Raw genomic sequence first — 22,267 nt, 5'->3', positions numbered from 1 at the left:
TGCGCGTGTCCGGCACGGAAGGTGCGGGCAGGGGCCGGTGCCGGGGTGGGCCCGGATCGGGCGGGCCGCCCCCTTGCCCGCCCGTCCCGCCCCCGGGGGGCGGCCCCGCCGCCCAAGGGGGCTAGGGGAAGGGGGCAGGACCCCCGGCATCGGAAGGCGGGGCGGGGGGGGGCGCCCGGAGGACCCCGCCCCCGGGACGGGCGGACCCCAGGGACAATGGCCCGGTGCGCTACCAGATCCTCGGCCCCGCCCGAGCCCTCCGCGACGACGGCACCCCCGTCTCCCTCGGCGGCCCCCGCCTGCGCGCAACGCTCACCGCACTCGCGCTGCGCCCCGGCCGCCCCGTCCCGGTGCCGGTGCTCGTGGACGAGGTGTGGGGCGAGTCCGACGCCCCGCCCGCCGACGCCCCCGCCGCCGCCCAGGCCCTGATCGCCCGCCTGCGCCGCGCGCTGGGCCGGGACGCCGTCGCCTCCCTGCACGGCGGGTACGCCCTGGTCGCCGACCCCGACGACGTCGACCTGCACCGCTTCGAGCGGCTCACCGCGGAAGGCGTCCGCGCCCTCGCCGAGGGAGATGCCGCGAAGGCCGTCGCCCTCCTCGACGACGCCCTCGCCCTGTGGCAGGGCACGAGCGGCCCCGCCCTCGCCGACCTGCCCGCCCGCACCGCCGACGCCGCCCGCTGGGACGCCCGCCGCCTGGACGCCCGCCGCGCCCGCCTCGCCGCGTCCCTCCCGCTGGGCCGCGCCCAGGAGGCGCTCCCGGAGCTGACCGCCCTGTGCGCCGAGCACCCCCTGGACGAGCCCCTCCAGGTCCTGCGGCTGCGCGCCCTGCACGCGACGGGCCGCACCGCCGAGGCGCTGGACGCGTACGAGACCGTACGCAGGGAGCTGGCCGACCGCCTCGGTATCGACCCGTCCGCCGAACTCCGCGCCCTGCACGGCGAGTTGCTGGACACCCCGCCCGTGCAACCAGCCGCCCCCGCCCCCGCCCCCACCGGCAACCTCCGCGCCCGCCTGACCTCCTTCGTCGGCCGCGAGGCGGACATCGAGGTGATCCGCGAGGACCTGACCCGCGCCCGTCTGGTGACCCTGCTGGGCCCCGGCGGCGCGGGCAAGACCCGCCTCTCGCAGGAGGCGGCCGAACGCACCGGCACCACCCCCTGGCCCGACGGCACCTGGCTGGTCGAACTGGCCCCCGTCGACGACCCCGACGCCGTGCCGGACGCCGCGATCACCGCGCTCGGTGCCCGCGAGACCCTCCTGCGCGGTGCCGGTGCGGAGAGCATCCGGGCCTCCGACCGGCACGCCGACGACCCCCTCGTGCGGCTGGTCGAGCACTGCGGGCACCGCCGCATGCTCCTGCTGCTCGACAACTGCGAGCACCTGCTGGACGCCGCCGCCCGCCTGGTCGACCACCTCCTCGCGCACTGTCCCGGCCTCACCGTCCTGGCGACGAGCCGTGAACCCCTGGGTGTGCCGGGGGAGTTGGTGCGTCCGGTCGACCCGCTGCCGGAGCCCGTCGCGCTGCGGCTGTTCGCCGAGCGCGGGGCCGCCGCCCGGCCCGGGTTCCGTACCGACGACGACCCGGCGGCCGCCGCCGAGATCTGCCGCCGCCTGGACGGGCTGCCGCTCGCCATCGAGCTGGCCGCCGCCCGCCTGCGTATGCTGACGCCACGTCAGATCGCGGACCGGCTGGACGACCGCTTCCGGCTGCTCACCGCGGGAGCCCGGACCGTACTGCCGCGCCAGCAGACGCTGCGCGCCGTCGTGGACTGGTCGTGGGACCTCCTCGACGAGCCGGAACGTGCGGTGCTGAGCGCCCTGTCGACGTTCTCCGGCGGCTGCGACCTGGCCGCCGCCGAGGCCGTCTGCGGGCCCGACGCCCTGGAGCTGCTGGGTTCGCTGGTCGACAAGTCCCTCGTCGTCGCCGCCCCCGCCGAGCCGGACGGCGAGATGCGCTACCGGCTCCTGGAGACCGTCTCGGAGTACGCCGCCGAGCGCCTCGCCGAGTCCGGCGAGCAGGCGGCCGTCGAGCGCCGCCACCTCGTCCACTACCGCGAACTGGCCCGCACGGGCGACACGTTGATGCGCGGACGCGAGCAACTGCGCTCCATCGCCCGCTTCGAGAGCGAGTACGAGAACCTGCGCACCGCCCTGCGCCGCACCGTCGCCGCCGAGGACGAGCAGGAGGCGCTGGTGCTGGTGCACGCCATGTCCTGGTTCTGGCACGTCCGCGACCTGCGCGCCGACCAGCGGCACTGGACCTCCGCCGCCATGGAGCTGGGTCCGGACCCGTTCGCGGGTCCCGTCGAGCCCGCACCCCCGGTGCACGAGCAGTGCACCGACGCGCCCCCGCCGCTGAGCCCCGAAGTCCTCCAGGAGGCCCGGCGCGGCGTCCGGCTGCTCAACCTGATCAGCATGAACCACGACCTGGACGTGTGGTTCACCGACGACGCCAAGGACTGGCTGAACCGGGTCGTCGCCACCTACCGGCCCGGACTGCCGCAGACCTGCCGGGTCCCCGGCTCCATGTGGGTCATGGCCCTGCTGATGACCAGCGAGAGCAGCGATGCGCTGCGCGACGCCATCAACACGACCGTCCAGGCCTGCCGCGACTTCGGTTACGAGTGGGAACTGGCCGGCGCCCTGGAGATGCGCGCCAACATCTTCGCCAACCACACCGCCTGGGTCGGCGACGCCCGCCGCGACGCCGACGAGTCCCTGGCCATCTTCGAGCGGCTCGGCGACTCCTGGGGCGCCGCCGAATCCCTCTCCGCGCGCGGCGAGGCGTACGAGCGGACCGGGGAGTACGCGGCGGCGGCCGACGCCTACCGGGACGCCATCGTCCACACCCAGCGGCTCGACGCCCGCTCGCAGACCCTGCTGCTGCGGGTGCGGCTGGCCGGCGCGCTCATCGAACTCGACGAGGGCGACGAGGGCGAGGACATCCTGCGGGCGGTCCTCGCAGACACCGAGAGCCAGCGCGTCGAGGTCCGCCCGGCCGCCCACCTCTACCTGGGCGTTCGCCTCGGCCGCACCGGCCGCCTGGCCGAGGCCCGCGAGCAACTCGCCCTGCTGCGCAACAACTTCGACAACGGCAACCTGATGATCTTCGACGGTTTCTCGCTCGGTCTGCTCGCCTGGGTCGCCAACCAGGAGGAGTCGTACGAGGAGGCCATCGGCCTGGTCGGGTACGCCCTGGAGCGGTCCCACTCGCAGCTCTCCCTGATGGTCGCCCCGCAGATGCCCGCGGTGCACCTGATGACCGCGGCGGGAACCCTGGCCGGACTGGCGACGATGGAGTCCGACCCGGACCGGCGCGCCTCCCTGGCCGTGGACGCGGGCCGCCTGCTGGGTGCGTACGAGAAACACCTCCCCGACGGGCACTTCGTGAACGGGCAGGAGTCCCACGCCCGGGACACCGCCGTCCGCCTGACCCGCACCCTCCTGGACGACGACGCCTACGCGCGGGCGTACGCCGAGGGCGGCGGCCTTCCCCTGGAGGAGGCCACCGCCCTGGTGTATGCGCGACGCGACGAGTATCGGAAGGAAGAGAACGGGGGCTCGGGACCTTGAGCGCCCGTCAGGTCTTGTCGCGGAACTTGCGGATCGCCAGCGGTGCGGTCGCCAGCGTGATCGCCGCCGACCAGGCCAGCACCATCCACACGTCGTGGGCGATCGGGATGTCGCCCCGGAAGAGGCCGCGGGCGGCGTCCGCGAGGTTGGACAGCGGGTTGTAGTTGGTGAAGGTCTCCAGCCAGCCCGGCATCGTCGACGTCGGAGTGAAGATCGACGAGCCGAACTGGAGCGGCATCAGCACGATCATCGCCATGCCCTGCACGGCCTGGGCCGTCTTCACGGTGAGTCCGATCAGGATGAAGATCCACATCAGCGAGGCGCCGAACAGCAGTGAGAGGCCGACCGCCGCCAGCACGTGCAGCCAGGACGTACCGATCGTCATGCCCAGGATGAGGCCGACGACCAGCAGGATCGTGAAGGCCACCATCATGCGGCCGACCTCGACGACGATCTTCGCGATGAGGACCGAGGAACGGGCGATGGGCATCGTCCGGAACCGGTCCATGACCCCCTTCTGGAAGTCCTCGTTGACCCCGGTGCCCACCGACATCGACACGTTCATGCCCATCATGGCCATCAGGCCGGGCACGAGATAGCTGACGTACTCGCTCTGGTTGCCCTTGCCCATCATCGCGCCGCCGAAGACGAACGTGAACAGCAGCGTGAAGACGATGGGCATGAACAGCACATCGAACATCGACTCCGGGTCCTGCTTGATCTGGAGCGTGTTGCGCCGGGCGAGCGCGCCGATGTGCCGCAGATTGGCGCGCAGGCCGATCCGGCCCTCCGCGTCCTCGGCCACGGCGGGCCGCGTGGGGCCGCTCTGCCCGGCACCGGGCTTCGTCAGGGTGGCCGTACTCATGCCGCTACCTCTTCCTTCATGTCGCGGAGCACGTCGCTCTCGCTGCTCTTCTCGCCGGTGATCGCCAGGAACACCTCGTCCAGGCTGGGCAGATGGGTGCCGATGTCGGCGATCGCGAAGCCCTGCGCACCCAACAGGCCCACCACGGACGTCAGTTGCTCGTCGCTGAGGATCGGCACGTACAGCAGGCCCTCCTCGGGCACCATCTGGGCGCCGGCCACCCCGTCGAGGCCCGCCCGGCGGACGGCGTCCGCCATCGCGGACAGCTGCGTCGGGTCCGACGGCCGGATCTGGAGGGTCCGCCCGCCGACCTTCGCCTTCAGCTCGTGGATCCTGCCCTCCGCGACGACCCGCCCCCGGTCGATCACGGTCAGCTCGCTCGCGAGCTGCTCGGCCTCCTCCATGTACTGGGTGGTGAGCAGCACGGTGACGCCCTCGCCGACCATCCGCTGGACCTCGCCCCACACCTCGTTCCGCGTGCGCGGGTCCAGACCCGTGGTCGGCTCGTCCAGATACAGAACAGCCGGCTGCCCGATCATGGACGCCGCGAGGTCGAGCCGCCGCCGCATGCCGCCCGAATACTGTGCGGCGGGCTTCTTGGCGGCCTCGGTGAGCGAGAACCGCTCCAGCAGGTCGTCCGACCTGCGCCGGGCATCCTTCCGGGGCAGGTCCAGCAGCCGGCCGATCATGTAGAGGTTCTCCCAGCCGGAGAGCTTCTCGTCGACGGAGGCGTACTGGCCGGTCAGCCCTATGGTGCGGCGCAGCTGGCGGGGCTGGCGGACCACGTCGTACCCGGCGACGGTCGCCGTCCCCGCGTCCGGCCGGATCAGGGTGGACAGGCACCGTACGAGCGTCGTCTTGCCCGCTCCGTTCGGCCCCAGGACTCCGAGGACGGTGCCCTCACGGACGTTGAGATCGACCCCGTCCAGGGCTTTGGTCTCGCCGTAGTGCTTGACGAGGCCCCGGACCTCGATGGCGTGTGGTGTGCTGTCGTGTCGCGTCATGTCCCACAGTGGAGCACCCCCCACTGACAACCGACCGACAGCCTGTGGACAACCCCCGCACCCCACCGACAACCCACCGACAAACCACAGCCAGAAACCACCCCCGCACACGCCGACGGCCCACCGAGGGGGAAGGCGGTGGGCCGTCGTCTGCGCGACAGTGGCTTGATGTGTTGACGCGCGGGCGGGCGGGGGATGGCTGCCCGAAGGGCATGCCATCAGGGGCGCGGGGAACTGCGCGACCAGCCACAACGCACCCGCACAGAAACCCCGCCCGCCCCACGCCCTAGTGGAACGTGTGCTCCTCACGCGGGAAGCTCCCGCCCGCGACCTCCTCCGCGAACGCCTTCGCGGCGTCGCCCAGCGTCTGGCGCAGGTTCGCGTACTGCTTCGTGAAGCGCGGCACCTTGCCCCCGGTCAGCCCCACCATGTCGGTGTACACGAGCACCTGCGCGTCCGTGTCGGGCCCCGCGCCGATCCCGATCGTCGGGATCGACAGGCTCCGGGTGACCTCGGCCGCCAGCTCCGCCGGGACCAGCTCCAGCACCAGCGCGAACGCGCCCGCGTTCTCCGCGGCCTTCGCGTCCCGCAGCAGCTGGTGCGCGGCCTCGTCCCCGCGCCCCTGCACCCGGTAGCCGAGGGTGTTCACCGACTGCGGGGTGAGCCCGAGATGCGACATCACCGGGATGCCGGAGGCGACCAGCAGCTCGGTCTGCGGCAGCGACCGCTCGCCGCCCTCCAGCTTGACCGCGCCGACCCCGGACTCCTTGATCAGCCGGGTGGCGTTGCGCAGGGCCTGCACGGGCCCTTCCTGGTACGACCCGAACGGCAGGTCGGCGACGACCATCGCGCGCTGGGTCCCGCGGACGACGGCGGCCGAAAGGAAGGCCATCTCGTCCATGGTGACCGGCACGGTCGTCTCGTACCCGAGGTGGCAGTTGCCCATCGAGTCGCCGACGAGCAGCACCGGCACCCCGGCCTCGTCGAACACGGACGCCGTCATGGCGTCGTACGCGGTGAGCATGGGCCACTTCTCGCCGCGCTGCTTGGCGGCGGCGATCTGGTGGACGGTGATCCGGCGCGTGCCGGTCCCGCCGTAGAGGGCCTTGGGGTCGGCCTGCGCGGGGGTGCGCCCCTCGGGCGCAGTGTTTTGGGCAGCCTGAAGCGTCATGGCTGGTACGGCTCCTTCGTCATCTCGAAGCGCCCTTACGGCGTCTCCGGACCGCGTCCATGGTGGCATCCCGTGCCGCCTCGCGGGAAGTGCGCGGTCACAAGACCCTCCCCACCTGCCCTTTTATGCGCGTTTCGTCACAGCCCGGCGTTCGAGGCCGGTCCGAGGAACTGCCCACCGGGCCCTCTCGTCCTTCCCGCAGTACGCCCGCCACGGATGGCGGCGACGATGCGTCCCGGCTATCGCCTAGGGTCAAGGGCGGGGCGGGGACGGCGTACGAGCAAGGCAAGCGGGCAAGGCAGTGAGGACAGCGGAATGGCGCAGGCGTACAGGCCGGACACCGGTAACCACGGACCGGAGCCCGGTCCCTCCGAGCCCTCTGAGCCCTCTGCGAATCGCGGAACCAGCAGCACCCCCGAAACCCGCAGCGCCCCCCGCTCGCCCCTGCGCCGCTTCGCAGACGGCTGGCGCGGCGACCCCCGCATCTGGCGGCGCGGCGTCTTCCTCGCCGTGGTCGCCCTGCTGCTCGCCGTCGTCATGGTCTTCCACGCGGAGATCCCCAACACCGTCGGCAACCTCGGCAGCCTCACCGAGACCTTCCTGCCCTGGCTCGGCCTCGGCATCCCGCTGCTGCTGATCCTGGCCCTGATGCGCCGCTCCGCGCTGGCGCTGGTCGTGCTGATCCTTCCGGCGGTGGTCTGGCTCAACCTCTTCGCGGGCCTGTACACCGACAAGTCGACGCCGGGCGGCGACCTCACCGTCGCCACCCACAACGTGAACGCCGAGAACAACGACCCCGCCGGCACCGTCGCCACCCTCGCGGCGTCCGGCGCCGACGTCGTGGCCCTGGAGGAGATCGCGGGCGACAACCTCGCCGGGTACGAGAAGGCCATGGCCGCCGCCTCGTACAAGCACCACACGGTGCAGGGCACGGTCGGCCTGTGGAGCAAGTACCCCCTCACCGACGTCCGCAAGGTCGACATCCGGCTCGGCTGGGCCCGCGCCCTGCGCGCCACGGTCGCCGCCCCCAAGGGCGAGATCGCGGTGTACGTCGCCCATATGCCGTCGGTGCGGGTCAAGCTCAACGCGGGCTTCACCGCAGGTCAGCGCGACGCCAGCGCGGACGCCCTCGGCGAGGCCATCGCCCGCGAGCCGCTCAAGCGCGTGGTCCTGCTCGGCGACCTCAACGGCACCATGAACGACCGCGCCCTCAACGGCATCACCGCCCAGATGCGCTCCACCCAGGGCGCGGCGGGCGACGGCTTCGGCTTCAGCTGGCCGGCCGCGTTCCCGATGGCCCGCATCGACCAGATCATGGTCAAGGGCGTCGAGCCGATGTCCTCCTGGACGCTGCCGCGCACCGCGAGCGACCACCTGCCGATCGCGGCACGGGTGAAGTTCTAGCCTTCCAGCCGTACGTACGAGGAAGGGGCCGCCCGCGCGGAACGCGGGCGGCCCCTTTCGCTTCCCTGCCGCAGTACTTACTGTGCTCCCTCGCGCCACCCGTTGGTGACCGGCAGACGGCGGTCCTTGCCGAAGCCCTTGGGCGAGATCTTGGTGCCCGGCGGGTATTGGCGGCGCTTGTACTCCGCCGTGTCGACCATCCGCAGCGTCTTCGCGACCAGCTCCCGCTCGAAGCCCTCCGCGACGATCGCCTCCAGGCCCTGGTCCCGGTCGACGTACAGCTGGAGGATCTTGTCGAGGACGTCGTAGTCGGGCAGCGAGTCGGTGTCGACCTGGCCGGGGCGCAGCTCCGCGCTCGGCGGCTTGGAGATCGAGTTCTCGGGGATCGGCGGGGTCTGGCCGCGTTCCTCGGCGGCCTTGTTGCGCCAGCGGGCGAGCGTGAAGATCCAGGTCTTGTAGACGTCCTTGATCGGGCCGTACGCGCCCACCGAGTCGCCGTAGAGGGTGGAATAGCCCACCGCCAGCTCGGACTTGTTGCCGGGGGCGAGGACGAGGTGGCCCTCCTGGTTGGAGAGCGCCATCAGGGTGGTGCCGCGCAGCCGGGACTGGAGGTTCTCCTCGGCGAGCCCGGTCAGGCCCAGCGCCGCCATGTACGCGTCGAACATCGGGGCGATCTCGACGGTGCGGAAGTTCAGCCCGGTCCGGCGGGCCAGCTCGGCGGCGTCGCCCCTGGAGTGCTCGGAGCTGTACTTCGACGGCATGGAGACCCCGTACACGTGCTGCGCGCCCACCGCGTCGCAGGCGATCGCCGCGACGAGGGCGGAGTCGATGCCGCCGGAGAGGCCGATCAGGACCGAGCGGAAACCGTTCTTCGCGAGGTACGCGCGCAGGCCCACCACCAGCGCCGTGTAGATCTCCTCGGTGTCCTCCAGGCGCTCCGCGTAGCCCCCGTCCAGCTCGGCGTCGTACGGAGCGAGCGGCTGCGCCCCGAGCACCACGCGGTCCACCCGCAGCCCGTCGTCCACGACCCCGGTGACCGGGTCGGGGGAGGCGGCGGGCAGGTCCAGGTCGAGCAGCATGCAGCCCTCGCTGAACTGCGGGGCGCGGGCGATCACCTCGCCGTCCTTGTCGCAGACGATCGAGTCGCCGTCGTAGACCAGCTCGTCCTGGCAGCCGATCATCGCGACGTACGCGGTCGTGCAGCCCGCCTCACGGGCCCGCCTGCGCACCAGGTCGAGGCGGGTGTCGTCCTTGTCCACCTCGTACGGAGACGCGTTGATGGACAGCAGCAGTCCGGCCCCCGCGGTGCGCGCGGCGGGCACCCGGCCGCCGTCCTGCCAGAGGTCCTCGCAGATCGCGAGGGCGACGTCCACGCCGTGCACCCGCACCACCGGCAGCGTCTCGCCCGGCACGAAGTACCGGAACTCGTCGAAGACCCCGTAGTTGGGGAGGTGGTGCTTGGCGAAGGACAGCGCCACCTCGCCCCCGTGCAGCACGGCCGCGGCGTTCTGCGGCGCCCCGGCGGGCTGGCCGTACCGGGCGGCCCGTTCGGAGCGGTCCAGGTACCCGACGACCACTGGGACGTCCCCGAACCCCTCCTCCTTCAGCCGCGCCGCGAGCGCGCGCACGGCCTCCCGGGACGCCTCCACGAACGAGGAGCGCAGCGCGAGGTCCTCCACCGGATACCCGGTGAGGACCATCTCCGGGAAGGCGACCAGGTGCGCGCCCTGCTCGACGGCGTGCCGGGTCCAGTGGACGACGGCCTCGGCGTTGCCGGTGAGATCGCCGACGGTGGAGTCGATCTGGCTGAGGGCGAGGCGTAGTTGAGGCACGAACGCCACTCTAATCGTCTACTTGACGCGATGTCCCGGGAAGAGCTCCTGGGTCACTTGGTCGGGCCGGACCAGACCGCGTCGGGCCAGCCGACTCCCGGCGACAGCTCCACGAACGTGGTCCCGGCCGCCTCGGGCGGCAGGTCGTAGGCGTACACCGCGGTCTTGGTCTTGCCCGGGCGCAGGGACCCCCGGAAGGAGGTGGGGACGTCGCCGTCGAAAACCTTCTGGACCTCGGCCTCGTCGGCGTCCTTGAAGCGCGGGATCGCGTACAGCGAGTCGAACTTCTCCTTCGAGCCGTTCGTCATGGTGATCTTCACCGTGTACGTCCGGTAGCCCTTGGTGTGGCCCGAGGCCGTGGAGCTCGCGGTGTACGGAACGGGCTTGTCGACCTTGACCGAGACGCCGTCGGGGAACGTGTAGGTGGTGCCGAACGCCTTGGGCTTCGCGGCGTCGGCCTCGGCGTCGGCCTCGGCCGAACGGGACGCCTCCAGTTCGGCGAGCTTCTTCTCCGCCTCGGTGAGCTCGGGGCTCTTGGGCTCGGGGGACTCGCTGGCCTCCACCTCCAGCACCTGGTCCTCGTACTCCCGGACGCTGTCCCGGAGGGTCGTCATCGTGAAGATGCCGCCGCCCACTGCGAGGAGCACACCGACCATGCCCATGATCATGCCGGTCAGCGCCATGCCCTTGTTGTCGGCGATGCCCTTCTTGACGTGGCCCAGGGCGACGGCCCCGAAGATCACGGCCAGGACCGCCGGCAGCCAGCTCAGCCAGAACACCACGATCGCCAGGCCGAGCACGAGGCCGACGATGCCGAGGACGAGGGCGGTGACGCCCATGCCGTTCTTCGGGGCCTCGGGCTGCGGCGGGTAGCCGTACGGGAACGGGGTCTGGGGCCCGTTCCCGAACCCCTGGCCCGGCGCGGGCGGCGGGGGCGGCGGCGCGCCGGTCCCGGTCTGCTGCTCCGCGCTCCCGTCCTGCGGCGGGGCCCAGGGGTTCGGCTCGAAGGGGGAGGGGGGCTGGCTCATGCGCGGGTCCTCGGAGGGCAGGGCGAATGCGAGTTCGACTTCGCGGGTGTCCGTCGAGACTAACAGCGCCTTCACATCTTCCTTACAGGATTTCTGGACCGCCGGGGCGGGGGCGCTCGGCCCTCTCGCGGCCCCGCCCCGGCGTCACGCGTGCCCGCTCAGCGCCGGTAGCCCAGCACCGTCATCATCCCGGCCTCCGCGTGGTACACGTTGTGGCAGTGCACCATCCACAGGCCCGGATTGTCGGCGTCGAAGTCCACGGTCAGCCGCCCGTTCGGCAGCACGATCGCGGTGTCCTTGCGGGCGCCTCCCGCTGCGGCCCCCAGCGCGAAGGTGTGCCCGTGCAGGTGCACCGGGTGCCACATCGTCGTCGCGTTGGTGACGTCGAGCCGCACCCGCTCGCCCGCCCGCACCGGGTGCCGCTGGTCCGGCGAGTACGGCTTCCCGTCGAAGGCCCAGTCGTACTTCATCATCCCGCCGGTCATCCGGAGCCGGATCGTCCGGTCCGGTGCGCGCGACGGCAGGGCCGCCGACGCGGCCGCCCGCAGCCGATCGGCTGTCACCAGCTTCCCGGTCAGTTCCTTGGGCCGTACGTCGGCGGAGGGTGCGGCCCCGCCGCCGGTCCGCAGCAGGGCGAGCCCCGACGCCTTCTTGCCCTCCGCGACCGCCGTCAGCGGGAACACCCCGTCCTTCGCGGTCACCAGCACGTCGTACCGCTCGCCCATCCCCAGCAGCAGCGCGTCCGTCTCGGCGTGCTCGACCGGGAAGCCGTCGGTGTGCGTCACCGTCATCCGGTGCCCGCCGAGCGCGACGCGGAAGGCACTGTCGCCGCCCGCGTTGACGATCCGCAGCCGGATCCGCTCGCCGGGCCTGGCCCGGTACGTCGAGGGATCGGCCGGGACGCGCCCGTTGACGAGGTAGTGCGGGTAGGCGACGTCGCCCGCGTCCGCGCCCAGCAGGTCACTGGTGGCGCCCATCATCATGCGGGAGGGACCGGTGCCCTTCGGTGGAGTCGTCGGCGCGGACATGCCGTGCCCCTCGTGACCCCTGCCTGAGCCGCCTCCGTGGTCCATGCCGCCCATGCCCTTGCTCAGCTCGGCCAGCACGGCGTCCGGGGTGGAGCCCTCCACCCCGTCCACCCAGTCGTCCAGCACCACGACCCACTCCCGGTCGTACTTCAGCGGCTCCTTCGGGTCCTCCACGATCAGCGGCGCGTACAGCCCCCGGTCCTGCTGGACGCCCGAGTGCGGGTGGAACCAGTACGTCCCCGGGTGCGGCACCTTGAAGCGGTACGTGAACTCCGCCCCCGGTGCGATGTCCTTCTGCGTGAGCCCCGGCACGCCGTCCATGTCGTTGCGCAGGGCGAGACCGTGCCAGTGCAGGGAGGTGGCGGCGGGGAGGTGGTTGGCGAGGGTGAGCGCGAGGGTGTCGCCCGCCGTCACCCGCACCTCCTTGCCGGGCAGGGCGTCCCCGTACGCCCAGGACTTCACGGTGACACCGCCGCCCAGGTCGAGCGGGGCGGGCGTGGCGGTGAGCTTCACGCTGCGGGTGGGGCCGTTGCCGCGCTTGGCCTCGGCGGCGGCGACCTCCTTGTCGTACGGGGAGACGTAGCCCCGGGGCGGGGTGGGTGTGGTGTGGTTCTGGCCCGCGTGCCCGGTGGCGTCGCCGGACGAACAGGCGGTCAGGAAACCGGCACCGGCGGCGGCGATGCCCGCGCCCAGCACGGAACGGCGCGTGTGATGCGTACGCATGACGGAAAACCTCGTGTGTCTGTCGGTGTGGGTCCGTCTCCCGTGCAGCCGTGCGGGCATGCGGGAGCGGCGGACGAAGGAAGCGGGGGAGGGGGCCGCTTCTAGATCCGCAGGACCGACAGTCGGGCGAGCGCCACGCGCAGGGGCGGGGGATGGGGCCACAGGGAGCGCAACAGGCCACTGTCGCGCACCGGTTCGGCCCACCCTTGCGGCCGTCGCGACAGTGCGAGCGTGCACAGGAGCGCGATGTTCCACACCGTGAGCACGGCGAGGCAGACGGACATGGGGTCCATGCCGTGCAAGGGGGGCTCGGTAGTCGTCGCAAGGGTGCTGGCGAGGGCGGGCGCAAGGGTGCTCGCCGGCGCCTCTTTGCGGTGGGCCGCGTGCGGGGGTGCGGGAGCCTCCTGGTGAGACACCGTCACGGAGGCCGTGTCCTCGTGCTCCTGGGCCGGGTGCCCCAGCGTGTGCATCGTGACGATGCCGAACAGGAGCGCGGTGAGCAGCAGCAGCCGCCCGCCCCACGTGCCTCGTCCGCGCCTCGCCGTCATGCCCCGCACCTTACCCCTGCCGGGTATGCGTCCCGGAGGAGGGTGGCCCCACGAATTAGCATCTATCCCACTATGTCCAGATTCGACGTCAACTCTGCGCCCCCGCTTCCCGACCCCACCCCCGTCCCCTCCGGCTCCACGCCCCCGCCCTCCGACTCCTCCCGCCCCGTCTCGCTCCTCCTCGGCCTCGGCGCGGCCGCGTACACCGCGTGGGTGGTCGAGGTCCTCGTGTGGACGGGCCTGAACCCCATCAACACGTACGTCAGCGAACTGGCCGCCGCCGACCAGCCGTTGGGCGGCCTCTTCCGCGCCACCGACCTGGTGGCCGGCACGCTCCTGTTCCTCGGCGCGCTCTGGGCCCTGCTGCGCACTCCGCGCCGCCCCTGGCTCGTCACCGGCTGGGCGGGCCTCGCCCTCTTCGGCGCGGCCACCGTCGCCGACTCCCGGCTGCCGCTGAGCTGCGCGCCGACCATCGACCCGGAGTGCGCCGCGCGCGAGACCGCTGGGCTCGTCCCCGCCACCCACGCGGCGCACGCCTGGAGCAGCAGCCTGGCGATGCTGGGCGCGCTCTCCGGCGTCGTCGCGCTCACCGTTGCCGCCCGCAGGTACCGGCACTGGACACCACTGCTGCGAAGCGGACCGCTGCTGGCCGGACTCGTCCTGGCCGCGACCGCCTGGACGTTGACCTCCGTCGCCCTCTTCCAGGCCGGCCGGGGCACCTGGGCGCTGGGTGCCGGGCAGCGGCTCCAGGTGCTGCTGGTGGCGATCTGGCTGGCGGTTCTCGCGTACTCGGTGCGGCGCGAGAAGCTGTCCCCATGACGGTCGAGGGAGAGTTCGTGCGGATCGCGGGGGTGCCCCACCATGTGCTGGTGGAGGGCAGCGGCCCGGTGTGCGTACTGAGTGCGGGGCTCGCGATGAGCTGGTACGACTGGGAACCCGTCGTGCCGCTGCTCACGCCGCACCGCACGGTGGTGCGCTTCGACCGGCCCGGACACGGGCTGTCGGGCCCGGCACCGGTGCCGCCGACGGCGGCGGGGGAGGCGCACCGGATCGTGGCGCTGCTGGACGCGCTGGAACTCCGTAACCCCGTCACTGTCGTCGGGCACTCCATCGCCGGATTCCACGCGGAGGCGTTCGCGCGGCTGCACCCGGAGCGGGCGGCCGGTGTCGTCCTGGTGGACTCCAGCGCCGAGCCGAGCGCGCGCGTGCCCGCAGCTCCCGCCCTGCGGACCGGGGCGACGCGCGCGCTCGGCACGGCGCTGGCCGCGGCCGGACTGCCCGCACTGCTCGGTCCTGCCGTGCGGCGCGCGGTCGTACGGGCCTCACGCGCCCGGCACGCCCACGACCCCGCCCCCACCCCGCTGGTCCGCCGCACCTACCGCACCGCGCGCGTACTGCGCGGCACCCTGCTGGAGAACAGCTCCTACCGGGCGGTCGCCGCCGAACTCCTCGCCCTGCGCACCACACACCCCCTCCCCGCCTCCCTCCCGGTGACCGTGCTCGCCGCCTACGACGGCCACCCGACGCTCTCCGCCCTGCACTGGCTCGACCTCCAGCGCGACCTGGCCGACACGCTGGCCGCACGCTTCGAGATCGTCCCCGGCGCGGGACACCTGCTGATGCTGGACCGCCCCGAACGGGTCGCGGAGGCGGTCCGTTGTCAGAACCCCGTGCTGTGATGAAGCCATGACGGACAAGACCGAGCTGAAGCTGAGACTCGTCGGCCACGACCTGCCGGGCCGGGACTGCGGCGAGTTCCGGAATGTCCACGTGGCCGTGCAGCGCAAGAAGGACCCCGAGGGGCCGGTCCGGGGGGACGCACCGGAGGCCGTCTGGGACCTCACCCTGGACGTCCTCCCCGGCCCGGACTTCCGCGGACCGTACGTCCACGGCCGCCCCGGGGAGCGGTTCCTCTACCTGACCTGGGGCGAGGTCGCCCCGGACGGCACCTTCGAGATGTTCCGCCGCGCCAAGATCTTCTGCGCGGAGATCCCGGCGGAACTCCTCGCCCGGGGCCGGGCGGAGGGCCGGATCTCCCTGACGGACGCCAAGGGGATGCCGCTGTGCGCGGCGGTACGGCCACCCACCATCACCTGGAGCTGACGCCCCTGGCTATTGCCCCCGCTCCCTCAGCATCCCCTCCATCAGCTCCACCTCCGCCTGCTGCGCGTCCACCATCCCCTGCGCCAGCTCCTTCTCCACCTTCACCGTGCACAGCCGCACGCACCCCCGCGCCATCTCCACCCCGCCCTTGTGGTGTGCGGTCATCAGACGCAGGTAACGCACCTCGGCGTCCCGGCCCGACGCCTTGCCCAGGTCGGCGAGCTGCGCCCGGGTGGCCATGCCCGGCATGAGGCCCTCCGGCCCCTGCGCGTGACCGGAGTGACCGGAGGGGCCGGAACCGCCCATCCAGGCCATCGGCGCGATGCCCGTCTTCGGCAGCCCCCACAGGTCCAGCCAGCCCAGCATCATGCCCCGCTGGTTCGCCTGGGTGTTGGCGATGTCGTACGCGAGACGCCGTACGTCCGCGTCCTTCGTCCGGTCCCTGACCAGGAACGACATCTCCACCGCCTGCTGGTGGTGCGCCGCCATGTCCCGGGCGAACCCGGCGTCCGCCGAGTCCCCCCGAGGACCGCCGGGCACCCCGGGACCGCCCTCGTCGGACGCGGCGGGCGCCTGGGCGGGCGGCGAGGACGTCATCGCCGCCCGGGTCACCGTCACCGTCCCGGCCACCACCGCGAGCGCGAACGCCACCGCGCCGATCGCCTGCCACCACGTACGACTCATGGCACGGCCCACTACTGCATGCCCCCGCCCAGCACCGGCTTCCCCGCGTCGTCCAGCGTCACGCCGCTCGAGCACGCCGCGCCCGGCTCCGGGGTCTGCTTGCCCATCACGTACCGGGTGAAGAACTGGTTCACACGCGGGTCGTCCGCCCCGTCGACCGTCACCTGCTTGCCCCACGCGCTCAGCATGATCGCCCCGGACTGCGACTGCACCGGGCTCATCAGCGAGTACTGCGTCTTCTTGACCTTCGCGGCGAGCTTCTCGACATCCCCCTTGGGGGCCTTGTCGTTGTACGTCACCCAGACCGCGCCGTGCTCCAGCGAGTGCACGGCGTGTTTGTCGGGGACGGGCTTGGTGTAGACGTCGCCCTGGCAGTTCATCCACGCCTGGTGGTGGTCGCCGCCCACCGGCGGGGTCACCGGGTACGTGACCTCCTTGGCCACGTGCGTGCGGCCCAGCTTCTTCGCGTCCCAGACCTTCTCGCCCTTGATCGGGGCGTTCGCCGCCGCGACCTGGGCCTCCTTCTTGTCGGACTCCTTGGTGAAGACGTACACCCCGAAGCCGATCACGCCGGCGAGGACGGCGCCGCCGACACCGAACGCGATGATCTTGTTGCGGCGGTCGCGGGCCTTCTCGGCGCGCCGCATCTGCTCTATTCGGGCCTTGCGGGAGGCGGAGTTGGAACCTGAACTGGACTTGGAGGTGGTCACCACGGCTGGACTTCCTTGTCTGTACCGGGAGTTGGGTGTACGGAGGAACCTCGTCCGGAAACGGACCCCTCCTACCTCCGCAGCACTCCCAGCACATGCGCCCCCGGCGCCCGGGCCCGCACCTCGACCGCCCGCCGCACCCTCGGCCTCTCGTCACCGCGCGCGTGCCGCACGACGAGCACGGCGGTGCCGGGGGCGGAGTCCTGGGGCGGGGCGGTCAGGACGGCGGGCGCGAGGTGCGGGAACGCGCCGCAACCGCTGTCGTCGTAGGGGCAGTTGTACGCAGTGGCCGCAGGGCTCTCGCGGTGCGGGCCAACGCCTTCACCGCCGGCCCCGGTGGGGCTCAGGCATGCGAGCAGGGCGCCCAGCAGGGCGGTGGCGGCGCACAGCAGGGCCACGCCGCGCCACGCGTGACGCGCGGTGCTCGTGATGCGGGTGTGCCGCGCTGCCCCCATGGCCCGAGATGCTAACCGCCCCTCGCCCCGGCGTCCCCGTTTCCCCCGCACCTGACCACTTCCAACCGGCCCTTCCCCTTCCCCCCTCGCCCCCTTGGGTGGCAGGGCCTTTCCGCCGAGCCCCCTTGGACGGAGCCCCTTCCCCCCGCCGTCCCCTTGGGCGGCGGGGCCGCCCCCCGGGGGCGGGACGGGCGGGCAAGGGGGCGGCCCCTCCCGCTCCCGGCCCACCCGGGTGCCGCCCCGCCCGCACCCCGCGACACCGGATGCGCGCAGCCCCGAGGGCCCAACTACCCACCCCCTCAAGCCACTTGCCGCACAATTCCCCCATGTTCCTCCTCGGCCTCCTGATCGCCCTCGCCTCCACCCTCCTCATCCTCGTCGCCCCCGCCCTCCTCGCCCGCCGCCTCCTCGACATCCACGCCGGCCGCATCCGCGTCGTCGTCGCGGGAGTCGCCGGCGTGGCGATATCCGGCGTTCTCGTCTCCCCGGGGCTGAGCACCCAGCGGGAGCCCCAGCCCCTCCTCCTCTCCCTCATGGTCCTCATCGGGCTGTTCGTCTCGATGACCACGCTCGTCGTCCTCGACCTCCTCCTCCCGACCGGCCTGCGCCCCCTCACCCGCCTCCAGTCCCTGCGCGCCCGCATCGCCCGCGCCCGCCGCTACTCCGGCGTCGTCCGCATCGCCACCCGGCACGGCCTCGGCCCGTACCTCCGCGGCCGCCGCCACCCCAGCGACGTACGCGACGAACTCCTCGCCGCCGAGCTGCGGCAGGCCCTCCAGGCGGGCGGCACCACCTTCGTGAAGCTCGGCCAGCTGATGTCGACCCGCCGCGACCTGCTCCCGGAGGCGTACGTCACCGAGCTGAGCCGCCTCCAGGACCAGGTGCCGCCCGCCCCCTGGGAGGAGGTCGAGGCCACCCTCACCGCAGCCCTCGGCGCACCGGTCACCGAGGTCTTCGCCGAGTTCGAGCGCAAACCGCTCGCCGCCGCCTCCATCGCCCAGGTGCACGCCGCCGTGCTCCTCGACGGCAGCCCGGCGATCGTCAAGGTCCAGCGGCCCGGCATCCTCCGGCTCGTCGAACGCGACCTCGACATCGTGAACCGCCTCGCCGCCACCCTGCACGAACGCACCGACTGGGGCCGCAGCCTGGGCCTGCCCGCCCTGGCCAGGGGCTTCGCCGTCGCCCTGCGCGAAGAGCTCGACTTCCGCGTCGAGGCCCGCAACATGACCGCCGTCCGCGCGGCCGCCGTCGCCCGCGGCGACACCGAGGCCATCACCGTCCCCGTCCTCCACCACACCCTCAGCAGCGAACGCGTCCTCGTGATGAGCCGCATCGACGGCACCCCGCTCGGCCAGGCCGTCCCCGACGACGCCGCCCACGGCACCGCCCTCGCCCACACCCTCCTCCACGCCCTGCTGAACCAGATCATGCTCGACGGCGTCTTCCACGCCGACCCGCACCCGGGCAACATCCTGCTCCAGCACGACGGCAGCCCCGCCCTCCTGGACTTCGGCTCCGTCGGCCGCCTCGACCCCGCCCTCCGCGACTCCATGGCCGGACTCTTCCTCGCCGTCGAGAGCGGCGACCCGGCCGCACTCGCCGACGCCCTCCTGGACGTCACCGACCGCCCCGAGGACGTCGACGAAACCCAGCTCCAACGGGCCCTCGGCCGCTTCAGCGCCCGCCACCTCGGCCACGGCTCCACCCCCGACGTCGCCATGTTCACCGAACTCTTCCGCCTGGTCGCCGACTTCCGCCTCGCCGTCCCCGCCGAAATGGCCGCCGTCTTCCGGGCCCTGGCCACCCTCGAAGGCACCCTGGTCCGCCTCTCGCCCGGCTTCGACATGCTGGCCGCGTCCCGTACGTACGCCACCGACCGCTTCCGCGACCGCCTCGCCCCGCGCAGCCTCCGCGACACCGCCCAGGAGGAACTCGTCGCCCTCCTCCCCGCCCTGCGCCGCCTGCCCCGCCGCCTGGACCGCATCACCGGCCAGCTCGCCGAGGGCCGCCTCGGCATGAACGTCCGCCTGCTAGCCGACCCCCGCGACCGCCGCTTCCTCGGCGACCTCGTCGGCCGCGTCGTCCTCGCCGCCGTCGGCATCTTCCTCGGCGTGGCCGGCCTCCAGCTCCTCTCCCTGCAAGGCGGCCCGACGATCGGCAAGGACCTGAGCCTCTACGCCCTGGCCGGCTTCCACGTCCTCGCCCTCTCGGCCGCCGTCCTCCTCCGCACCGTCTTCACCATCGTCCGCGCACCGCGTTCACGGCCGTGAGCACGATTCTTTCCCCGGTACGAGGGGCACTGCGCAACCTGCGCGAAACCGTGTGGTGGGATGCTGGAAGCCCCGATTGTGTCCCGAGGCGCGGGAGCAGGCGGCCTGACCAGTGAGAATGGAAGTGAAAATGGACAAGCAGCAGGAATTCGTGCTCCGTACCCTGGAGGAGCGTGACATCCGCTTCGTGCGCCTGTGGTTCACCGATGTGCTCGGCTTCCTGAAATCGGTCGCGGTGGCGCCGGCCGAGCTGGAGCAGGCCTTCGACGAGGGCATCGGGTTCGACGGCTCCGCCATCGAGGGGTTCGCCCGGGTCTACGAGTCCGACATGATCGCCAAGCCGGACCCCAGCACCTTCCAGATCCTCCCGTGGCGCGCGGAGGCCCCCGGCACGGCGCGGATGTTCTGCGACATCCTCATGCCGGACGGCTCGCCGTCCTTCGCCGACCCGCGCTACGTGCTCAAGCGCATCCTGAACAAGACCTCCGACCTCGGGTTCACCTTCTACACCCACCCCGAGATCGAGTTCTTCCTGCTCAAGGACAAGCCGCTGGACGGGTCCAAGCCCGTCCCCGCCGACAACTCCGGCTACTTCGACCACACCCCGCAGAACGTCGGAATGGACTTCCGGCGGCAGGCGATCACCATGCTCGAATCGATGGGGATCTCGGTCGAGTTCAGCCACCACGAGGGTGCGCCGGGCCAGCAGGAGATCGACCTGCGGTACGCGGACGCGCTGTCGACGGCCGACAACATCATGACCTTCCGCCTGGTCATGAAGCAGGTCGCGCTGGAGCAGGGCGTGCAGGCGACCTTCATGCCGAAGCCGTTCAGCGAGTTCCCGGGCTCCGGCATGCACACGCATCTCTCGCTCTTCGAGGGCGACCGGAACGCCTTCTACGAGTCGGGCGCCGAGTACCAACTCTCCAAGGTCGGACGGTCGTTCATCGCGGGCCTGCTGAAGCACGCCGCCGAGATCTCCGCCGTCACCAACCAGTGGGTCAACTCGTACAAGAGGATCTGGGGCGGTTCGGCGCGGACGGCTGGCTCCGGCGGCGAGGCCCCCTCGTACATCTGCTGGGGACACAACAACCGCTCCGCCCTCATCCGCGTCCCCATGTACAAGCCCGGCAAGACCGGGTCCTCGCGGGTCGAGGTCCGGTCGATCGACTCCGGCGCGAACCCCTACCTGACCTACGCGGTCCTGCTCGCCGCCGGCCTCAAGGGCATCGAGGAGGGGTACGAGCTTCCGCCGGGCGCCGACGACGACGTCTGGGCGCTCTCGGACGCCGAGCGCCGCGCGATGGGCATCGAGCCCCTCCCGCAGAACCTCGGCGAGGCGATTGCGCTCATGGAGCGCAGCGAGCTGGTCGCCGAGACGCTGGGCGAGCACGTCTTCGACTTCTTCCTGCGCAACAAGAAGCAGGAGTGGGAGGAGTACCGCTCCGAGGTCACCGCCTTCGAGCTGCGGAAGAACCTGCCCGTTCTGTAGGGGTACGCAGAACTTCCGTGCCCGTCGCGTCCGTTGGGGGAATAAGCGGATGCGGCGGGTCTGCGGGAGTGAGACCCTGCGCGAATGGAACGTTCACTTAAGTCACAGCTGGCACACGTGCACCACCCCATCGCGGCGCCGCTTGACGACTCGGCCGTACGCAGAGTGCTCGACCGCGCAGTCGTGCGCGACGGCGCGCGCCTTCTCGACCTCGGCTGCGGCCAGGCGGAATGGCTGATCAGGGCGCTGGAGGCGAACCCCGGGGCGACCGCCGTCGGTGTCGACATCGCGGCGAACGCCCTGGAGGAGGCGCGGGCGCAGGCCGTCGCGCGCGGGGTGGGGGACCGGCTGGAGCTGCATGTCGGCGACGCCGCCAATGCCACCCTCGACGGGGCATTCGATGTCGTCCTCAGTGTGGGGGCCACGCATGCCTTCGGTGGGGTTCTCGGCACTCTCGCCGCCGCGCGCAAGCACCTCGCGCCGGGCGGCGCGGTCGTCGTCGGTGACGCGTACTGGCTGACCGAGCCGACCGCCGAGGCCGTCGAGATGCTCGGTGAGTACGAGGACCTGGCGACCACCGTGGAGAACATCGTCGCCGACGGGTGGGTTCCCGTGTACGGGCACCTCAGCACGCGGCACGAGCTGGACGACTACGAGTGGCACTGGACGGGGTCGCTCGCGGAGTGGGCCGTCAACAACCCTGAGCACCCGGACGCGGCGGAGGCGCTGGAGTCGTCCGCGGCGCACCGGACGGAGTGGCTGCGCGTGTACCGGGACAGCTTCGGGTTCCACACGCTCGTCCTGCGGTCGACCAAGGGCTGAGGGGGGTTTCGTGGTGAACACCGGGACCGAGCGGCCCGCGCCTCCCCTGCGGGGTGATGAGCGGGAGATGCTGCGTACGTTTCTGGACTTCCACCGGGCGACCCTCGCGATGAAGTGCGAGGGGCTGACGGACGAGCAGCTGAGGACGCAGTCGATGCCGCCGTCGACGCTGTCGCTGCTGGGGCTCGTGCGGCACATGGCGGAGGTCGAGCGGACGTGGTTCCGGCGGGTCATCGCGGGGGAGAGCGACCTGCCCTTCGTCTGGTCGGAGAAGCAGGACTACCAGGAGGCGTACGACGCGACGGGGGCGACCCGGGCGGAGGCGTTCGCGGCCTGGGAGGCGGAGGTGGAGGAGGCGCGGCGCATCGAGCGGGGAGCGGAGTCGCTGGATGTGACGGGGTATCAGCCGCGGTGGGGCGAGGACGTTTCCTTGCGGCTCGTCATGCTGCACCTGATCCATGAGTACGCCCGTCACAACGGCCACGCGGACCTCCTCCGGGAGGGAATCGACGGGGTGGTGGGGGCCTAGCCCGCCGCCCCCCGGGGGCGGGAC

19 protein-coding genes are annotated in these 22,267 nt (G+C 72.2%); 9 read left to right on the top strand and 10 right to left on the bottom strand.

The window, feature by feature from the left end:
- Positions 1 to 224 precede the first annotated feature (224 nt).
- Positions 225 to 3,575, top strand: a complete 3,351-nt coding sequence (locus IE269_RS07105; protein WP_189821869.1) for an ATP-binding protein — start codon at positions 225 to 227, stop codon at positions 3,573 to 3,575.
- Between the two features lie 7 nt (positions 3,576 to 3,582).
- On the opposite strand, the gene IE269_RS07100 is transcribed toward IE269_RS07105, so the two are convergent.
- The 3 genes from IE269_RS07100 to panB all read right to left on the bottom strand — a co-directional run bounded on the left by IE269_RS07100 (position 3,583) and on the right by panB (position 6,615).
- The gene (locus IE269_RS07100) at positions 3,583 to 4,440 is read right to left on the bottom strand and encodes an ABC transporter permease (RefSeq protein WP_189821868.1); all 858 of its coding nucleotides are present in this window, start codon (positions 4,438 to 4,440) and stop codon (positions 3,583 to 3,585) included.
- Complete coding sequence (locus IE269_RS07095) at positions 4,437 to 5,444, bottom strand: ATP-binding cassette domain-containing protein (RefSeq protein WP_189821867.1); 1,008 nt, start codon at positions 5,442 to 5,444, stop codon at positions 4,437 to 4,439. Before IE269_RS07095 ends, IE269_RS07100 begins: the two co-directional genes overlap by 4 nt.
- 286 nt (positions 5,445 to 5,730) lie before the next feature.
- Positions 5,731 to 6,615, bottom strand: a complete 885-nt coding sequence (gene panB / locus IE269_RS07090) for a 3-methyl-2-oxobutanoate hydroxymethyltransferase (RefSeq protein ID WP_189821866.1) — start codon at positions 6,613 to 6,615, stop codon at positions 5,731 to 5,733.
- Between the two features lie 315 nt (positions 6,616 to 6,930).
- On the opposite strand from panB, the gene IE269_RS07085 reads away from it, so the two are divergent.
- Positions 6,931 to 8,019, top strand: coding sequence for an endonuclease/exonuclease/phosphatase family protein (locus IE269_RS07085; RefSeq protein WP_189821865.1), 1,089 nt, complete (start codon positions 6,931 to 6,933; stop codon positions 8,017 to 8,019).
- 77 nt (positions 8,020 to 8,096) lie between these two features.
- Here the strand turns inward: IE269_RS07085 and IE269_RS07080 are convergent, their stop codons facing one another.
- The 4 genes from IE269_RS07080 to IE269_RS07065 all read right to left on the bottom strand — a co-directional run bounded on the left by IE269_RS07080 (position 8,097) and on the right by IE269_RS07065 (position 13,178).
- Complete coding sequence (locus tag IE269_RS07080; protein ID WP_189821864.1) at positions 8,097 to 9,851, bottom strand: NAD+ synthase; 1,755 nt, start codon at positions 9,849 to 9,851, stop codon at positions 8,097 to 8,099.
- A gap of 53 nt (positions 9,852 to 9,904) precedes the next feature.
- A complete protein-coding gene (locus tag IE269_RS07075; RefSeq protein WP_189821863.1) occupies positions 9,905 to 10,879 on the bottom strand; it encodes a DUF4190 domain-containing protein in 975 nt (324 codons plus the stop codon).
- A 158-nt stretch (positions 10,880 to 11,037) separates the two neighbouring features.
- The gene (locus tag IE269_RS07070) at positions 11,038 to 12,630 is read right to left on the bottom strand and encodes a multicopper oxidase family protein (RefSeq protein ID WP_189821862.1); all 1,593 of its coding nucleotides are present in this window, start codon (positions 12,628 to 12,630) and stop codon (positions 11,038 to 11,040) included.
- 101 nt (positions 12,631 to 12,731) lie between these two features.
- Entirely contained in the window at positions 12,732 to 13,178 is a 447-nt protein-coding gene (locus IE269_RS07065; RefSeq protein ID WP_189821861.1) for a DUF6153 family protein, read from the bottom strand.
- A 72-nt stretch (positions 13,179 to 13,250) separates the two neighbouring features.
- Here IE269_RS07065 and IE269_RS07060 point away from each other — a divergent pair, with 72 nt between their 5' ends.
- The 3 genes from IE269_RS07060 to IE269_RS07050 are packed head-to-tail and all read left to right on the top strand — an operon-like array spanning position 13,251 to position 15,281.
- Positions 13,251 to 13,997, top strand: coding sequence for a DUF998 domain-containing protein (locus IE269_RS07060; protein WP_189821860.1), 747 nt, complete (start codon positions 13,251 to 13,253; stop codon positions 13,995 to 13,997).
- The gene (locus IE269_RS07055) at positions 13,994 to 14,857 is read left to right on the top strand and encodes an alpha/beta fold hydrolase (RefSeq protein ID WP_189821859.1); all 864 of its coding nucleotides are present in this window, start codon (positions 13,994 to 13,996) and stop codon (positions 14,855 to 14,857) included. Before IE269_RS07060 ends, IE269_RS07055 begins: the two co-directional genes overlap by 4 nt.
- Positions 14,858 to 14,864: 7 nt before the next feature.
- Positions 14,865 to 15,281 carry a DUF5990 family protein gene (locus IE269_RS07050; RefSeq protein WP_189821858.1) on the top strand — a complete coding sequence of 139 codons (417 nt, stop codon included), beginning with the start codon at positions 14,865 to 14,867 and terminating at the stop codon, positions 15,279 to 15,281.
- 9 nt (positions 15,282 to 15,290) lie between these two features.
- Here IE269_RS07050 and IE269_RS07045 read toward each other — a convergent pair whose 3' ends face one another.
- The 3 genes from IE269_RS07045 to IE269_RS07035 all read right to left on the bottom strand — a co-directional run bounded on the left by IE269_RS07045 (position 15,291) and on the right by IE269_RS07035 (position 17,130).
- Positions 15,291 to 15,965 carry a DUF305 domain-containing protein gene (locus IE269_RS07045; RefSeq protein WP_189821857.1) on the bottom strand — a complete coding sequence of 225 codons (675 nt, stop codon included), beginning with the start codon at positions 15,963 to 15,965 and terminating at the stop codon, positions 15,291 to 15,293.
- Between the two features lie 11 nt (positions 15,966 to 15,976).
- Positions 15,977 to 16,675, bottom strand: coding sequence for a DUF3105 domain-containing protein (locus IE269_RS07040; protein WP_229898299.1), 699 nt, complete (start codon positions 16,673 to 16,675; stop codon positions 15,977 to 15,979).
- Positions 16,676 to 16,746: 71 nt separating this feature from the next.
- Positions 16,747 to 17,130, bottom strand: a complete 384-nt coding sequence (locus tag IE269_RS07035; RefSeq protein ID WP_189821856.1) for a hypothetical protein — start codon at positions 17,128 to 17,130, stop codon at positions 16,747 to 16,749.
- Between the two features lie 326 nt (positions 17,131 to 17,456).
- Between IE269_RS07035 and IE269_RS07030 the strand changes: the two genes are divergently transcribed.
- The 4 genes from IE269_RS07030 to IE269_RS07015 all read left to right on the top strand — a co-directional run bounded on the left by IE269_RS07030 (position 17,457) and on the right by IE269_RS07015 (position 22,243).
- Positions 17,457 to 19,400: an ABC1 kinase family protein gene (locus IE269_RS07030; protein WP_189821855.1), complete on the top strand. Its 1,944-nt coding sequence runs from the start codon at positions 17,457 to 17,459 to the stop codon at positions 19,398 to 19,400.
- Between the two features lie 130 nt (positions 19,401 to 19,530).
- Positions 19,531 to 20,892, top strand: coding sequence for a glutamine synthetase family protein (locus IE269_RS07025; RefSeq protein ID WP_189821854.1), 1,362 nt, complete (start codon positions 19,531 to 19,533; stop codon positions 20,890 to 20,892).
- A gap of 84 nt (positions 20,893 to 20,976) precedes the next feature.
- A complete protein-coding gene (locus IE269_RS07020) occupies positions 20,977 to 21,714 on the top strand; it encodes an SAM-dependent methyltransferase (RefSeq protein WP_189821853.1) in 738 nt (245 codons plus the stop codon).
- Between the two features lie 67 nt (positions 21,715 to 21,781).
- Positions 21,782 to 22,243: a DinB family protein gene (locus IE269_RS07015; RefSeq protein ID WP_189822096.1), complete on the top strand. Its 462-nt coding sequence runs from the start codon at positions 21,782 to 21,784 to the stop codon at positions 22,241 to 22,243.
- Positions 22,244 to 22,267 lie beyond the last annotated feature (24 nt).

This window comes from Streptomyces spiroverticillatus, from assembly GCA_014650415.1.
Classification (GTDB): Bacteria; Actinomycetota; Actinomycetes; order Streptomycetales; family Streptomycetaceae; genus Streptomyces; species Streptomyces spiroverticillatus.
The sequence above is the reverse complement of the archived record's forward strand: the minus strand, read 5'-3'. Positions and strand labels throughout refer to the sequence as shown.

Bases quoted from the DNA above. Each gene is read 5' to 3' on its own strand.
- IE269_RS07065 (WP_189821861.1), bottom strand. From the start codon at position 13,178: ATGACGGCGAGGCGCGGACGAGGCACGTGGGGCGGGCGGCTGCTGCTG.
- IE269_RS07060 (WP_189821860.1), top strand. From the start codon at position 13,251: ATGTCCAGATTCGACGTCAACTCTGCGCCCCCGCTTCCCGACCCCACC.
- IE269_RS07035 (WP_189821856.1), bottom strand. From the start codon at position 17,130: ATGGGGGCAGCGCGGCACACCCGCATCACGAGCACCGCGCGTCACGCG.
- IE269_RS07095 (WP_189821867.1), bottom strand. From the start codon at position 5,444: ATGACGCGACACGACAGCACACCACACGCCATCGAGGTCCGGGGCCTC.
- IE269_RS07045 (WP_189821857.1), bottom strand. From the start codon at position 15,965: ATGAGTCGTACGTGGTGGCAGGCGATCGGCGCGGTGGCGTTCGCGCTC.
- IE269_RS07085 (WP_189821865.1), top strand. From the start codon at position 6,931: ATGGCGCAGGCGTACAGGCCGGACACCGGTAACCACGGACCGGAGCCC.
- panB (WP_189821866.1), bottom strand. From the start codon at position 6,615: ATGACGCTTCAGGCTGCCCAAAACACTGCGCCCGAGGGGCGCACCCCC.
- IE269_RS07020 (WP_189821853.1), top strand. From the start codon at position 20,977: ATGGAACGTTCACTTAAGTCACAGCTGGCACACGTGCACCACCCCATC.
- IE269_RS07100 (WP_189821868.1), bottom strand. From the start codon at position 4,440: ATGAGTACGGCCACCCTGACGAAGCCCGGTGCCGGGCAGAGCGGCCCC.
- IE269_RS07015 (WP_189822096.1), top strand. From the start codon at position 21,782: ATGCTGCGTACGTTTCTGGACTTCCACCGGGCGACCCTCGCGATGAAG.
- IE269_RS07025 (WP_189821854.1), top strand. From the start codon at position 19,531: ATGGACAAGCAGCAGGAATTCGTGCTCCGTACCCTGGAGGAGCGTGAC.
- IE269_RS07055 (WP_189821859.1), top strand. From the start codon at position 13,994: ATGACGGTCGAGGGAGAGTTCGTGCGGATCGCGGGGGTGCCCCACCAT.
- IE269_RS07075 (WP_189821863.1), bottom strand. From the start codon at position 10,879: ATGAGCCAGCCCCCCTCCCCCTTCGAGCCGAACCCCTGGGCCCCGCCG.
- IE269_RS07050 (WP_189821858.1), top strand. From the start codon at position 14,865: ATGACGGACAAGACCGAGCTGAAGCTGAGACTCGTCGGCCACGACCTG.
- IE269_RS07070 (WP_189821862.1), bottom strand. From the start codon at position 12,630: ATGCGTACGCATCACACGCGCCGTTCCGTGCTGGGCGCGGGCATCGCC.
- IE269_RS07030 (WP_189821855.1), top strand. From the start codon at position 17,457: ATGTTCCTCCTCGGCCTCCTGATCGCCCTCGCCTCCACCCTCCTCATC.